This is a genomic window from Thiolinea disciformis DSM 14473 (genome assembly GCF_000371925.1).
GTDB classification, from domain to species: domain Bacteria; phylum Pseudomonadota; class Gammaproteobacteria; order Thiotrichales; family Thiotrichaceae; genus Thiolinea; species Thiolinea disciformis.
Window position 1 is genome coordinate 49,566 of record NZ_AQVE01000025.1, and the last position, 12,844, is coordinate 62,409.

Sequence of the window (12,844 nt, forward strand, 5' to 3'; positions counted from 1 at the left end):
GTCACATAACCCATACTAAGGATTGTCCAAGATGTCTAGCACCCGTGTTTTTAATCAAACTTTCGAGGCTTTTTTATTCGATATGGATGGCACTGTTCTAAGCTCTATCCAAGCAGCAGAACGCATTTGGACGCTATGGGCACAACGCCATGGTTTAGACGTCGCTAGCTTTTTGCCAACTATCCACGGCAAACGTGCCATCGATACCATCAGCCAATTGAATTTGCCACATATAGATGCACAGGCGGAGGCGCAAGCGTTGACCTTGGCGGAAATTACCGATGTGGAAGGGATTGAAGCGATTGCAGGGGCTGAGTCATTGCTTAAAGCGCTGCCAACAAACCGTTGGGCGATTGTCACCTCAGCGCCACAGGCGTTGGCATTACGACGTATTGAAGCAGCCGGTTTACCCGTACCGGATTGCTTAATCACAGCCGATGATGTGCAACACGGCAAACCTGCACCCGATTGCTTTTTGCTCGCCGCACAACGCTTGGGTGTCGATATTCAACACTGTTTGGTATTTGAAGATGCACCGGCAGGCATCCAAGCCGCTGAAGCAGCCGGTGCACAGGTACTTGTGATCAGTGCGACCCATAGCCATCTTATGCAAACGCCGCATCCCCAAATCCCGAGTTACGACAATGTACAACTCAGCGTACTAGGGGACAAACTAGACTTGCATAAAGTCGTTTAAGTGCCGCAATAAGTGATATAATCGCCAAACTCGGCGGGCGCCCCTACGCTATAGCGTTCGAAACCCTCACGTTCGGTGAAAGGCTGTTTTAGTACTGTCATCAGGCGCTCTAACACGCTTAAATCGCCTCTTACCGCCGCACTTAAGGCTTCTTCCACGAGAAGATTGCGCGGAATATAAACAGGGTTTACTGCATTCATCGCCGTTACTTGGGCATCAACGGTTAAGGCATCGTGCTTTAAGCGCGCTTGCCATTGCTTAAGCCATGAGTCTATTAACTCTGGCTTTCTAAACAGCTTTAGCAATGCTTCGCTGTTGCCCTGAGCGGCTGGCGCTAAGGCACGCAAGGCTTGCGTATAATCGACTTGTTGCTGCTCCAATAAATAAAGCCACGTTTCGATTAATTCCGTGTCGCTTGCCTCAGGACTGTGTAGACCCAATTTGGGACGCAGGGTGTTGAGCCATGCCTCTTGGTATTCTGTCGCAAAATCATCCACCGCTTGAGTAGCCAATTGAATCGCCTGCTCTGCGCCATCAGCAATCAACGGCAATAACGTTTCTGCAAAGCGTGCCACATTCCATTGCGCAATCGCAGGCTGATTACCATAGGCATAGCGGCCACTGTGATCAATCGAACTAAATACAGCCTTGGGATTATAAGCATCGATAAACGCGCAAGGGCCATAATCAATCGTTTCACCGGATAAGGTCATATTGTCCGTGTTCATGACCCCATGCACGAAACCTAGTGCTACCCACTGACTTATTAACTGGGCTTGGCGTTTTACCAGTGCTTGAATCAGCTGTAAATAAGGCTCATCGCAGCCTATTAAGGCTGGATAATGACGCTGAATGGTGTAGTCCGCTAAGCGACGCAGGGTATCGGGCGAGGTATGCATCGCGGCAAATTGAAAAGTTCCTACGCGAATATGACTGGCAGCAACACGCATTAACACTGCACCCTGCTCAGCGCCAGTACGATGAATTAAGTCGCCGGTCGCTACCACGGCTAGTGCACGCGTCGTGGGGACACCCAAGGCGTGCATCGCTTCGCCCATGATGTATTCGCGTAGCATCGGGGCAAGCGCCGCCTTCCCATCACCACGGCGCGAAAATGGTGTACGCCCCGAACCTTTGGTATGCAAATCGTAGCGCTGCTGCTGAGCGGTAAGATGTTCGGCCACTAATAAAGCGCGTCCATCCCCTAATACCGGAGACAAATGCCCAAATTGATAACCAGAATAAGCCATGGCATAACTTTGTTTAGCTAAGGCTTCTGTATTTCCGGTTAAAAATCGAATGCCCTGCTCTGTTTGAAGCGCTGACGCAGACAAACCTAAGGTCTTCGCCAACGTTTCGTTAAGGACTATTAACTGCGGGGCAGGCGCCGATTCAGCGAGGCTAGCCGCCACTAGCTCAGGTAAAGCCTGAGCATAACTATCGTCGAAATTGAGATGAAAGGGATTGGTAGTCATGACAGTGCCTAGTGGGCGGACAAGGATTTAAGCTTAGGGGGAGAGCGTGGGAAAGGCAATCAGTTCGTTCATTGCTCCCACCAAAAAAGGGAGTCTAAATTTTTCATCCGCATAACAGCGGGGGACATCTTATGGAAGAGACTAAGGGTATTACGGGAGGCGGTTCATCTCCACAGGCGCGGGGAACATGTCCATCGGAAGTCTGAGCAGTGTCACTGGCATCATCCGTGCTGCCATTTTTTTGGGGCTCCTGTTGAGTTGCCCCCTGTTCTATTCCGATAAATTCATACCATTGGAATTGGTTGTTAACCGCATTTTGCAGCCTCATGGCGACTTCTGGACTTGGGCGCTTACGGCCAAGGAAAAAGTGACTAATGGCGGTCTGGTGCACACCAATCATTTTGGCGAGCTTGCCTTGTGACCCCGCTATTTTTATCGCTACTGAGATTGGTGTGGATACAGTATTCATGCTTTATATTATTACCTGTCGTATTTATAAAAGTCAATACTGGTGGTATTTGTTAAATACGGCGCGAAAACACATAATTTTACTATGAGCGTAGAAAAAAAAGTCATCAAAAGAACTGAGCCATCAGAAGCGGATAAACGTGCCGCCTCTATAATTCGCGCTGCCTGGGAGAAGATGAAGAAAGACAATCCAGACCAAAAGCTCACTCAGTCATGGTTAGGCGAAAAGATTGGAATGACTCAAGGTGGGGTTGGGCACTACTTAAATGGAAATAGGATATTTGGGCTTGATGCGCTGCTGGCATTTTGCAGGGTGCTTAAATTAAGCCCCATGGAGGTCTATCCCGAAATTGCTAGCGGCATAGATACCGCTGACGCGATGACTGTTGAATATATAGAGCTTTACAAAAAAGCACCAAAAGAAATAAGGGAAGCGGTGTTAGTTCTCCTCCGACGCTCGGAGTAACGCTAAAGCCTCTTCTTTTTTTTGCTCACTTGCCTTAATCCAAGCCTCAATAGCATTTCGATCTATATGTATCCATCTTTTTATTTTTGCTTGCTTTTTATTGATTAATTTTCTTTTTCCATAGCAAGACGTTGATTTTTGAGACACGCAACACCCCCAGAAGAAGAACAAGCCCGTAGAGATTATACGTCTTAAGACTCACGATAAGCGGTATTTGTTCATCGATAAGTTGGCACTGATTAAATTTAGTTCTAACTGATACTAGTCTTCAGACAAGCGTACTTGTTTGAAATTTTAAATTTACCGACTGTCAATTATATTTTTTTTAATATACGATGCGCTTTACTATATACAACCTTCTAAATGACAACGACAAAAATGAGTTTCAACTTTGGACGAAAGCTTTGCAAACGCGCGAGCGTGCAAAGCTAAACGCCAAAATAGATATGCTCAGCCAACACGGTGAAGATTTGTACCCAGAAACGCTGGCTGGTACTTCAGTGGCAGGCATACAGAAACTCAGAGTGCACGGTGGTATCCAGTTAAGACCGTTATTGTGCAGAGGGCCTTTGCTAGATGATCAAACAAAACTCATTGAAAATGGATATACATTGCTCATGGGAGCTAAAGAAGTTGGCAATAAATGGCAACCTGCCTCAGCTCCAGAAAAAGCGGATAAGCAAAAGCAACTGTTGTTAGCTGGAATATTAAAGAGGTGTCCTCATGAACGAGTGGGTTGAACGGCTGATCCAAGAATTCGGCGACAAAGAATACGCTCACGGTTATATGCAGCAGCATACCTTAGATCGTATCGCTGCCCAGTTATACCATCTACGCCAACAACGCGGATTATCTCAAGAACAATTAGCTCAACTTGCTGGCGTTTCTCAAGAGCGCGTTTGCAAATTAGAAACGGGTGATTTTGACTCGCTAACCCTAAAAACCCTTTGGAAGTTTAGCGAAGCGCTGGATGTTCATTTGCAAGTAACCTTTACTTCATTTAGTGCTGGCATTATGAGTGTAGTGAATTTAAGCGCTGAAAAGCTTAAAGTCACTGAACGCAATGCCGATTTACTAACCATGCAAAAGCAATACCGCTGTGAATTAAAAAAAGATGAGTGGCATTCTGTAGATGATGCTAGCTTTACGATAACGCGACATAAGCAAATAGCAAACCAGCAAGTTCTAAGCAACGTCACTATTGGTGGAGATTGGATTACTCAAAAGGCGATGACATGAATATCGAGCCATTTTTCAGTTTGCTAACTATTTACCTTCGTGAAAGTAATGTGAAGCTGAATGATGATATTAGCCCCCTGCAACTGAGTAAGCAAAAATTGCTGGGTCGCTTTCGTATTGCGGCACAGGATATTGTAGAGGTTCAAGCAGAAGATAAGAGCGACTTAAATTGTATTTATCAACTAAATACCACCTTTGAATTTATCTACGTTGCTGATGTAGATGCATTGGCGGAAATTCAATCGCTATCTTCACCACTACTGGTTATTAATGCTAAATTTACAGCGGAATATCATTCAGCGAAGCCTGTCACACCGAATGACCTTCAGCAGTGGGCGGCTACTAATTGCTTATTGCATACATGGCCTTATTGGCGGGAATATTGCCAATCCCTTCAGTCGCGTATGGGTTTTCCAAGCTCACCTATGCCGCTATTTCAATTAGTTAATCAATCCAACAATGATCCCCTAGAAGATGAGAAAAAGTAGTAGCTTTGGAATTTAACGGCTTCCTTGGTAACTTTAACGCCCTAAACCCAATTTTCTAGGCGCAATCCCTCAACCCGCTCAAACTCCTTGAGATTATTCGTCACCAGCACCGCATCCAGTGCCAAGGCATGAGCGGCAATCAACATATCTAAACTACCAATCGTCTTGCCACTGGCTTGCAACGCATGACGCAATTGCGCGTAATGCCAGATTGCTTGATCGTTATACGGGCAAATCTCTAAGGGCGCTAAAAACTTATTCAGTGCCTGCTTATTCCGCTCCGAACCCGACTTCTCCACCCCAAACGCCAGCTCAGAGGCAGTAATACTAGAGATGGCCAACTGCCCCAAGGAGTATTGCTTAAACCGCTCAAACACCTGCGCAGGCCGATGATTAATAACATAGATGCAGGTATTAGTATCCAATAGATACATCACAACAACACCTCCCGCGCCTGCTCGCCCTGCTCGTCTCGCTCCAAGACAAAACCGACTTCAAACTCTGCCAGTGCTTCTTGCATGATGACCCAAGGATTATCCAGCGGTAGCAATAATACCCCATTCCCAAACGCCTTCACCGCGACTGTATCCGCATTAAAACGAAAAGCCTTCGGTAGCCGCACCGCTTGGCTACGCCCCGTCTGAAAAATTCTAGCCGTCTCCATCATGGCCTCCTTAGATACCTACTCTTGATACCTATCAGTATAGCAGCTTGGTTTTAATCATATAGTATTTTTAATACCTTTGGTATTGACTTTAAATAAATACCAGAGGTACTATTAAACCACTGGCAGCCCACACGCTGCAAAGCAAACCTTACATAAGCCGCTTGACCGGATTTAATCAGATACCAGTGTTAACGCAACCGCCAGTTAGGCGGCTTATGCAAGGACGGCGTAACGGGCAAGAAGCCCAAACAATTAAAACAACAACCAAGGACTAAAAATGAAATTCAACGTAACAACAGGGGCATTACTCATTCTGCTTGCCACCGCGCAAGCCGCCGAACAACCCAAGGACATTTGTAAAACCGATGGACAAACACAAGCCGCCGAACAAATCAAAAAGGAATGCGCTTTATCAGCAGACCCTAGCGCTTGCGAAAAACAAGCCAAAGCACTCTACGACGCGCTGGTGGATATCCACTGCGCACGCCCATCCAAGGAGCATCAGTGATGGCCAAACTCCTGCTCATCGGAACCCTAGCAGGACAACCGGCAATGAATGCTGACGTGACCTTAATGATTAACGGTACTGAGTACCAAACACACACCAAACGCCTTGAGCTGCCCGCAGGCACTTACAAAGTTTGCGCCAAGCTCAAAGACAGAAAAGAACACTGCCGCACGGTGCTAGTGCAAGCAGGAACGAATAACAAGGTAGCGATACCTTTGGATGCTAAGGACTAAACCATGAGCTTAATCCCTGAAAAACAGCAAGAGCTGGATCAATTCAAAAGAGAAGTAGATGCATTATCAGTGAAGTTTTTTGAGCTTGCCCAGCAAGAAAAAGCTAATGCAAAGGTAGCGCTAACCGCTGCCATGAAATTAATTTACGCAAGCTATAAAAAATTCCCAGAAACAGATAAGGCCATCCTTAAGGCCAGTGTTTTTGAGATTTTCAAATAGAAAAGGCCACCCAAAGGCAGCCTTTCGTTACCAAATCAACCCGTCAAGCCGTGGAAAGTGAGACGGGCTAATTCAGAAAGAGAGAACAGTATATGCAAATTGGGCCAATGATGAAACTACCACTAGCGGCCAGTCTAGTAATTAGCACTGCCCGTGCGGACAAAAAACTAGCTGAACAAGCAGCAGAACTGATTAAACAAGACCGCATCCGCACAGCACTTGCACAAAACCCTGTCCTAGCCCATTTAGCGCAGCAAATTGCTAAGCAAGTACGGAAGGGAGGCAAAGCATGACCACCGCAACCGCCCTCCGTATCACCGCCGCCATCAGTAGCATCACCAGCGCCGCCGCCGCTTATCCTGTCGCGGCTAGCATGTTTGGCACGTTAGCCGGTGGCGTAATCGTGACCAGCTCAGCAGCCGTTATCTATGCAGGCTGGCATTATGTTGGCACAGAAACAGCCACCGACCAACTCAGCATAATCAAGCGAGTAGGGGCAGGCTTAGCCGCCAGTATTTTTGCCGTCGGCATGGTGGCAGGTATCTACACCAGCGCCAGCCAATCTGTTGCCCTTACTACTCAAACTAACGCAAAAGCAGCCGATGCATTATACGAGCAGCAAGAAGCCAGCCGGATTAAAACCCTAGAAACCCTCACTCAAGAACTAAGCCTGACCAGTAAGAAGAATAATCCTGCTGAATACACCCGCTTACAAGATCAAATCAGCAAACTCAGTACACCGACTGAGCGTACTTTTACTGCCACTGAAAAAGCAAGCAGCCAAATTCCAGCCGCTTACAAGTGGGGCATAGCCGCTACTTTTGAAGTGGTCACACCCGCCTTACTGCTCTTAGCCGGACTTTTTGCCCGCCGTCGCTCGGTTGACAAGCAGTTGACAGCAGTTGACAGGGTTGACGCCGCGTCAACAACCCCGTCAACCCTGCGTCAACCCCAACAAGAAGCCACTTTAAGCCAAGACGCTGAGCAACTAGAACAAGCGAATTGCCTACTTGATGCACTAGCTGACCAAAAAATCAGAGTAAACAAAGAAGGCTGCATCACCGCCGCCGCCTTAGAAGAAAGCCAACACTGCACCAATCGCCAAGCACGCGCTGCCATCAGTGCTGCCGTCGAGCATGGCTACTTAATTAAAGAAGGTGAGGGCGGCGCTACCCGCTACCGCTACCCCAATCGCCAACAAACAACCTTGTGGAGAGTAAAATAATGTCAGTATACAGCGTCAGCAACAGCGCCATGCCTAGCCTAATCGGCTATGGTGGCTTAGCTATTAGCGCTTTAAGCGCCTTATCCCTCATTGCCGGTGGCCCTGCCATTATTGACCTCCCAGGCGATAACGTCATTGACTTTGCCGCCGCTGGTTTAACCTTCGTAGTGGCAGGTGCTATCCTCAAAAGTCGTGAACCCGTGGCCGCTTGGTTAGGGGCTGCCATGCTCACCGTGATGATTATGTATGCAGGTTTGCGCGTCGATACCAATCAAGCCAGCAACATGCTAGAGGCTGCCAAAAATGCCGCCACCAGTGGTGCACAAGCAGCAACTCAAGCAGTTGCCAGCGCGTCAACCACCGGCAACTACCAACAACAGCTTGCCAACTTCGGCAACAACCCGCGTCAACCCAGCGTCAACCCGACATGGGTAGCCGTTCGCCCACTCACCAAAGCTGAATCAAACGAATGTGACCAGATCCCCGCGAAAGCATGGGTCAATACTGCCGCCGGTCAACGTAACTGCACACCGGCCACGGATGGCAACCGCTATGTATGGAGATGGCAATAATGACCAGCCTCATCCGCTATCTATCCCCTGTGTGGGGGTGGGTATTACTCTGGTGGCTAGTCTTTAGCGGCTCACTCTACGCTTTCGTAGAAAATGCCGCCGGTGGCATGCTCAGCGCGTGGTTTGAACAACTACATGAACAACTAGGTTCATGGTCACATCTAATCGGGTGGGTGAACTAATGCAAGCCACCACTGAACGGGAACTCCTACGCCGCGTGCGTAGGATTGACAACAATCTCCTGCAAGTACAAGAACAAACCGCGCACCGTATGCCTCAATTATGGGCAGCGATCGTGGGTTTGCTAGTTTGCGCCATTGGCACGCACACCCTAGAAACTCGCAACATACCTTTTATTAGCGATTACTACGAACTCAGCACGGACTTTATCGCTAACAATGCCGCCACCGCTGGTGTAGCCGTCGGCGATTGGTTAGGTGACATTGACCGCAGCCTACCCACTGAAGCCACTGCACCCAATGGCACAGTCACCAGCACCATACTAGGCTTAAATGAACTCCAAACCTGCCGCCTGATGATGGCCCTGCGCGGCAGAGAATCCACCCACAACTACCAAAGCACCAACTGGGCTTACTACTTAGGCGGCTATCAATTCGGCGCATCCGCTTTAGCAGTGGTAGGCTTAATCCATCAATCCGCAGTAGATCAAGCACCACGTCGTGTACGCCAAGGCTTACCACCCCAGCACAAACAATTTTTGCTCAATACTGCCAACTGGAAGCAGGGCAGTGCTAATGACTTTCTAAATAACCCAGCGCTGCAAGACCGTGCTTTTATTGCCCTAGCCACTGCCAATGTCAAAGCAGGCTTTGCCTCTTGCGCACTCATAAAAACCAAACCAGAACGCATAGCAGGTTATGTAGCAGCCGCCCACTTGAAAGGCTCAGGTGCGGCCAATAGCTGGTATTTACGTGGTAAAGATAGCCGCGATGGCAATGGTACCAATACCAGCGATTACGCCCAAATGGGAGAGCGAGCCATCAATCAACGCAGCCAATATTGCCAAGAAAAATCACCCGAATCGACTAGCTGGAGCTTTTGGAAATGAATACCTCACCAATTACAAAAACCATCACCGCACCTGACCCAATCAGTCAAAAACAGCCTCAAAACCCGCTCGGGGACTTTTGGGGGGCATTTGGGGGGCTGTTTCCGGCGCAAAATGCAGCGAATTTGTCAGAAAATGACAGCACCGTTTTAAGCAGCGCAGTGCATCAAAAAATCAGAAACGGCTTAGAGCAGGTTGATTTACGCAACAAAAAAGGCATAGAAGCTGCTCATAAATTATTTATGAGCGAGATAGGCTTGCGCCACATTGCAGACGCTGTAAAAGCCAATCAGGGCAACCGTGACCAATACATCAGCGGCTTGTTAAACCTTACTCAACAATACGACAGTGGGGCAGCTTGCTCCGTACGGGCCATTTGCCAAGCAGCGGCCATTGAAGGTTTAAGTACTAATCTGCTGGAAACCAAGATCGCACCCATCTTGGTTGAATTAGGCATCATCGTGCGCCATTCCGAGAAATCTAGCCAGTGGCAAGCTTATGACCGCATTGGCAAGCATGAAAGCCAATGGCTAAAGACAGCCAAAGCTTTGCTAGAAGTCTCCGACGAGCGCTTAGAATTGCGCCGCCAACAAGCCAAAGCCGCCGATGAAGCCCGCTTACTCGATATTGCCAAAAAACAATTGGCCTTAGCTCAACAACGCAAACAACTAGCCATGAATGCCGCCCATGCCGCCGCAGAAGCCGAACGTATCACTGCCACCTTACCAGAAGATCATAGCCCTAGCACATGGATGAAAAGCAACCTAATGCCGCTGGTTATTATGGGCTTGTTTGGGGCAGTCATGATTAGCGGACTCAGCCAAGGCACAGGAACCCCTGGCAACAGCCCGTCAACCCCGTCAACTGAACTGGCAAGCTTCGGCAACAACCCCGTCAACCCAGCGTCAACCCCCGCCAACCCTCATGACAAGCTGCCAAAACCAACCTTTACCACCGCCATGACACAGGAGGCCGCCCAATGATGCTTGGTAAGTTTGATCCCGATCACCTCATCCCCCAAACGTGGGGCAGCATTGCTGCTGTACCTGTTATCACTGGCACAGTCATGGCCTTAACCGGCAGCCCTGTAGCCGCCGTCAGCACCTTAGCCGCCTGTTGGGCGGCTAACCAATACCGCACGCGCCATGAGCGTGACGGCTACTTATTTGCCTCTCCCTTACCTAGCTTGCTCAACACGGCACGCCAAGCCAGTAATGAAATGACGGAATTACTGGCTAACTATGGCATAACAGACAGCAAACCTGCCGGTACACAACCAGGCCCAGTATTAACACGCCATCTGATTAAGCTGGCTACAGGGACACGCTTAGGCAAGCTGCCGACTGACGACATGGCTAGAGACTTAGGTGTCTCCACAGTGCAAGTGGCGGCTAATGCAGGTCGTGGCTTAATCGGCTTAGATATTCCAAGACCCGACCGTCAATACCCAACGCTAAGCGAGCTATTAGCAAGCACCGAATGGCAAAACCGCTCACCAGATATGCTATTACCTTGCTGTCCTGCGGTTGATCAATTCGGTAATGCTTTGGTTTTTGATCTAGCCACCACACCCCATTTAGTGGTAGCCGGTACAACCGGAAGCGGAAAATCCGTGGCAGCTAATGCCATGCTTTTATCATTGATAGCCTCCGGTGCTGACTTCCGCCTGATGATTGCCGACGGTAAAGGTGAAGACTTCGCAGACCGTTATCAGCAAAGTCGCTACCTGATTAATCCAGTCGATCTACCCAAGGATGCTGAAACTCCACCCGCCGCCGTGGCCAAAGAAATTCCCACGATGCGTGACCAAGTCTTGTGGCTCACTCAAGAAATGGATCGCCGCTTAGCCACAGGTGATAAACCTTTTCCCCTTATTTTTGTTTGTGACGAACTTGCGGATATCGTCATGCAAGATGACAAAGACAAAACCATCACCAAGGCATTAGCCCGCATCGCCCAGAAAGCACGCTCTGCCAAAATCCACATGATCTTGATTACCCAATATCCAACTGCGGACGTAGTACACCCACTGATTGCCGCCAACACCCCCAGCCGCCTGGGCCTCATGGTCGATAAAGATCACCAAAGTCGAGTGGTAATAGGTGATAGTGGCTGCGAAGAACTACTAGGCAAAGGCGACGGCTTACTAAAAATCGCAGGCTCAGGTATTCAACGCATCCATGCCGCCAATATTCAAGATAGTGATTTTAAAAATATTCATACGGAAGCGTTTAGGCGCTTGAATGGAGAATGGAAGCCATGAGCATGTTGAGCAATTACGATAGGGAGTTAATCATCAAAAGGGCCGTTGCATTAGGGGATTTCAAACTGACCTACAACAAACAACACAAAATCTGGAGTGTCAAAAATCAGTTTAACGAAACGCTTAGCAGCAGCGCAGTCAATGCCCATGAAGCACTGAAGGCCGCCGCACTACTTGAATACCAAAAACAACAGCAATTTTTAGCAACCTATAGCCACTTATGGCTGGCAGCGTGAGGATAGATATGCAATACAACCGCGTCAGAGCCAAAGAATGGCTCGAAAATTACTACCACGGCGAAGACCGCCCAACCTTAACCACGGTCTTGAATCGCCTGAAAGCGGGCGTGCTCCCTGGGTCGAATGCCAGTGGCGAATGGGTCGTGTATTGCGACGTACACTACGAACCCATCAAATTAGACCCTGATCCCTCAAAACCCGAACGAAAATCCAGCAAACCACCAACCACTGGCAATCGGTTTGTCGATAATATTATTGCTCAACACACTTAAAGGGCTAAACCAATGCCACCCACGCGCAGAAGTCGCCAGAATAACGATCTGACCGGCACGCACATAAAAGTCATCAAACGTAAAAACTACGATGATTATTATTATATTATGCCAGACGGCAAGCCCGTGCCCTTGGTAGATGCCAACGGCACGAAAGCCACCCGCGCCGAAGCCATTGAGGCCGCACACCAGCTCAATAGTATTTATCGTAAATCGGGCGAGCTGGTGCAGTCGGTCATTAATCGTAAAGAAACACCCAAAACCCCCAAGGTGTTGGATAGTTTTAATAAGGTGCTGGATTTGGCCCTAGAAAAGAAAGCCAAACCCTTTAGGGTGTCGCCCGACACTTTAAAAGAAAAGCGCTATAAAGTAGAGCAATATCGGCGCGAATGGGGAGAACGCAGCATTAGCAGCTTCACCACAGCGGATATATCGGCATTTTTAGATAAACAAGCTGAACACCCGGGTCGTGATTTAAGGGAGTTGAAAACGCTTTGATGGAGCTTTATCGTTAAAGGCATTTGATCTGAGGAAGAGGTGTGTATGGCCACCGTACCAGTCGACTGCCGCTACTGTCAAAGTGCATCGATTTACAAACACGGCTATGCGCGTAGTGGTGAACCGCGTTACCGCTGCCGTGATTGCCAACGTAGTTTTCAACTTTACTATCATAATGTGGGCAACCGCGACGGTATTCCCGAAAAAATTGTTGAGATGGCGATCAATGGTTCAGGGGTTAGAGAT

Annotated in this window: 23 protein-coding genes; 19 read left to right on the forward strand and 4 right to left on the reverse strand. The window is 48.5% G+C overall.

Annotated elements, in window-relative coordinates:
* Positions 1-31 precede the first annotated feature (31 nt).
* On the forward strand, positions 32-697 hold the full coding sequence (locus tag A3IE_RS0116110) for an HAD family hydrolase (protein ID WP_020396658.1): 666 nt from the start codon (positions 32-34) through the stop codon (positions 695-697).
* Here A3IE_RS0116110 and A3IE_RS0116115 read toward each other — a convergent pair.
* Both A3IE_RS0116115 and A3IE_RS23455 read right to left on the reverse strand, forming a co-directional pair.
* Complete coding sequence (locus tag A3IE_RS0116115) at positions 694-2,172, reverse strand: protein adenylyltransferase SelO (protein WP_020396659.1); 1,479 nt, start codon at positions 2,170-2,172, stop codon at positions 694-696. The two genes, A3IE_RS0116110 and A3IE_RS0116115, sit on opposite strands and share 4 nt — an antisense overlap.
* A gap of 103 nt (positions 2,173-2,275) precedes the next feature.
* Positions 2,276-2,641 (reverse strand): helix-turn-helix domain-containing protein, encoded by a 366-nt coding sequence (locus tag A3IE_RS23455; RefSeq protein ID WP_020396660.1) that lies wholly within the window; start codon positions 2,639-2,641, stop codon positions 2,276-2,278.
* Between the two features lie 84 nt (positions 2,642-2,725).
* Between A3IE_RS23455 and A3IE_RS0116125 the strand changes: the two genes are divergently transcribed.
* From A3IE_RS0116125 to A3IE_RS0116140, 4 genes are all read left to right on the forward strand, one after another.
* On the forward strand, positions 2,726-3,106 hold the full coding sequence (locus A3IE_RS0116125; protein WP_020396661.1) for a helix-turn-helix domain-containing protein: 381 nt from the start codon (positions 2,726-2,728) through the stop codon (positions 3,104-3,106).
* Between the two features lie 335 nt (positions 3,107-3,441).
* Complete coding sequence (locus tag A3IE_RS0116130) at positions 3,442-3,846, forward strand: hypothetical protein (protein ID WP_020396662.1); 405 nt, start codon at positions 3,442-3,444, stop codon at positions 3,844-3,846.
* Positions 3,830-4,345, forward strand: a complete 516-nt coding sequence (locus tag A3IE_RS21035) for a helix-turn-helix domain-containing protein (RefSeq protein ID WP_020396663.1) — start codon at positions 3,830-3,832, stop codon at positions 4,343-4,345. Before A3IE_RS0116130 ends, A3IE_RS21035 begins: the two co-directional genes overlap by 17 nt.
* Complete coding sequence (locus A3IE_RS0116140; RefSeq protein ID WP_020396664.1) at positions 4,342-4,833, forward strand: hypothetical protein; 492 nt, start codon at positions 4,342-4,344, stop codon at positions 4,831-4,833. Before A3IE_RS21035 ends, A3IE_RS0116140 begins: the two co-directional genes overlap by 4 nt.
* Positions 4,834-4,874: 41 nt before the next feature.
* On the opposite strand, the gene vapC is transcribed toward A3IE_RS0116140, so the two are convergent.
* Both vapC and A3IE_RS0116150 read right to left on the reverse strand, forming a co-directional pair.
* On the reverse strand, positions 4,875-5,267 hold the full coding sequence (gene vapC / locus A3IE_RS0116145) for a type II toxin-antitoxin system tRNA(fMet)-specific endonuclease VapC (protein ID WP_020396665.1): 393 nt from the start codon (positions 5,265-5,267) through the stop codon (positions 4,875-4,877).
* Positions 5,267-5,497, reverse strand: a complete 231-nt coding sequence (locus A3IE_RS0116150; RefSeq protein WP_020396666.1) for an antitoxin — start codon at positions 5,495-5,497, stop codon at positions 5,267-5,269. Before A3IE_RS0116150 ends, vapC begins: the two co-directional genes overlap by 1 nt.
* Before the next feature lie 280 nt (positions 5,498-5,777).
* Between A3IE_RS0116150 and A3IE_RS0116155 the strand changes: the two genes are divergently transcribed.
* The 14 genes from A3IE_RS0116155 to A3IE_RS0116220 all read left to right on the forward strand — a co-directional run.
* Positions 5,778-6,008, forward strand: a complete 231-nt coding sequence (locus A3IE_RS0116155; protein ID WP_020396667.1) for a hypothetical protein — start codon at positions 5,778-5,780, stop codon at positions 6,006-6,008.
* Positions 6,008-6,241 carry a hypothetical protein gene (locus A3IE_RS0116160; RefSeq protein ID WP_020396668.1) on the forward strand — a complete coding sequence of 78 codons (234 nt, stop codon included), beginning with the start codon at positions 6,008-6,010 and terminating at the stop codon, positions 6,239-6,241. Before A3IE_RS0116155 ends, A3IE_RS0116160 begins: the two co-directional genes overlap by 1 nt.
* Before the next feature lie 3 nt (positions 6,242-6,244).
* Positions 6,245-6,460, forward strand: coding sequence for a hypothetical protein (locus A3IE_RS0116165; RefSeq protein WP_020396669.1), 216 nt, complete (start codon positions 6,245-6,247; stop codon positions 6,458-6,460).
* Between the two features lie 92 nt (positions 6,461-6,552).
* On the forward strand, positions 6,553-6,753 hold the full coding sequence (locus A3IE_RS0116170; protein WP_020396670.1) for a hypothetical protein: 201 nt from the start codon (positions 6,553-6,555) through the stop codon (positions 6,751-6,753).
* A complete protein-coding gene (locus A3IE_RS0116175) occupies positions 6,750-7,685 on the forward strand; it encodes a hypothetical protein (RefSeq protein WP_020396671.1) in 936 nt (311 codons plus the stop codon). Before A3IE_RS0116170 ends, A3IE_RS0116175 begins: the two co-directional genes overlap by 4 nt.
* Complete coding sequence (locus tag A3IE_RS0116180) at positions 7,685-8,257, forward strand: hypothetical protein (protein WP_020396672.1); 573 nt, start codon at positions 7,685-7,687, stop codon at positions 8,255-8,257. The genes A3IE_RS0116175 and A3IE_RS0116180 overlap by 1 nt, the downstream gene beginning before the upstream one ends.
* Complete coding sequence (locus A3IE_RS0116185; RefSeq protein ID WP_020396673.1) at positions 8,257-8,439, forward strand: hypothetical protein; 183 nt, start codon at positions 8,257-8,259, stop codon at positions 8,437-8,439. The genes A3IE_RS0116180 and A3IE_RS0116185 overlap by 1 nt, the downstream gene beginning before the upstream one ends.
* The gene (locus A3IE_RS0116190) at positions 8,439-9,326 is read left to right on the forward strand and encodes a hypothetical protein (RefSeq protein WP_020396674.1); all 888 of its coding nucleotides are present in this window, start codon (positions 8,439-8,441) and stop codon (positions 9,324-9,326) included. The genes A3IE_RS0116185 and A3IE_RS0116190 overlap by 1 nt, the downstream gene beginning before the upstream one ends.
* Positions 9,323-10,309, forward strand: coding sequence for a hypothetical protein (locus A3IE_RS0116195; RefSeq protein ID WP_020396675.1), 987 nt, complete (start codon positions 9,323-9,325; stop codon positions 10,307-10,309). The genes A3IE_RS0116190 and A3IE_RS0116195 overlap by 4 nt, the downstream gene beginning before the upstream one ends.
* Entirely contained in the window at positions 10,306-11,589 is a 1,284-nt protein-coding gene (locus A3IE_RS0116200; RefSeq protein ID WP_020396676.1) for a DNA translocase FtsK, read from the forward strand. The genes A3IE_RS0116195 and A3IE_RS0116200 overlap by 4 nt, the downstream gene beginning before the upstream one ends.
* A complete protein-coding gene (locus tag A3IE_RS0116205; RefSeq protein ID WP_020396677.1) occupies positions 11,586-11,825 on the forward strand; it encodes a hypothetical protein in 240 nt (79 codons plus the stop codon). The genes A3IE_RS0116200 and A3IE_RS0116205 overlap by 4 nt, the downstream gene beginning before the upstream one ends.
* An 8-nt stretch (positions 11,826-11,833) precedes the next feature.
* Entirely contained in the window at positions 11,834-12,100 is a 267-nt protein-coding gene (locus tag A3IE_RS21040) for a hypothetical protein (protein ID WP_020396678.1), read from the forward strand.
* Between the two features lie 12 nt (positions 12,101-12,112).
* Entirely contained in the window at positions 12,113-12,598 is a 486-nt protein-coding gene (locus tag A3IE_RS0116215) for a hypothetical protein (protein ID WP_020396679.1), read from the forward strand.
* 45 nt (positions 12,599-12,643) lie between these two features.
* Positions 12,644-12,844, forward strand: a 201-nt coding sequence (locus A3IE_RS0116220; protein ID WP_020395475.1) for an IS1/IS1595 family N-terminal zinc-binding domain-containing protein, incomplete at its 3' end; no start/stop codon positions are given.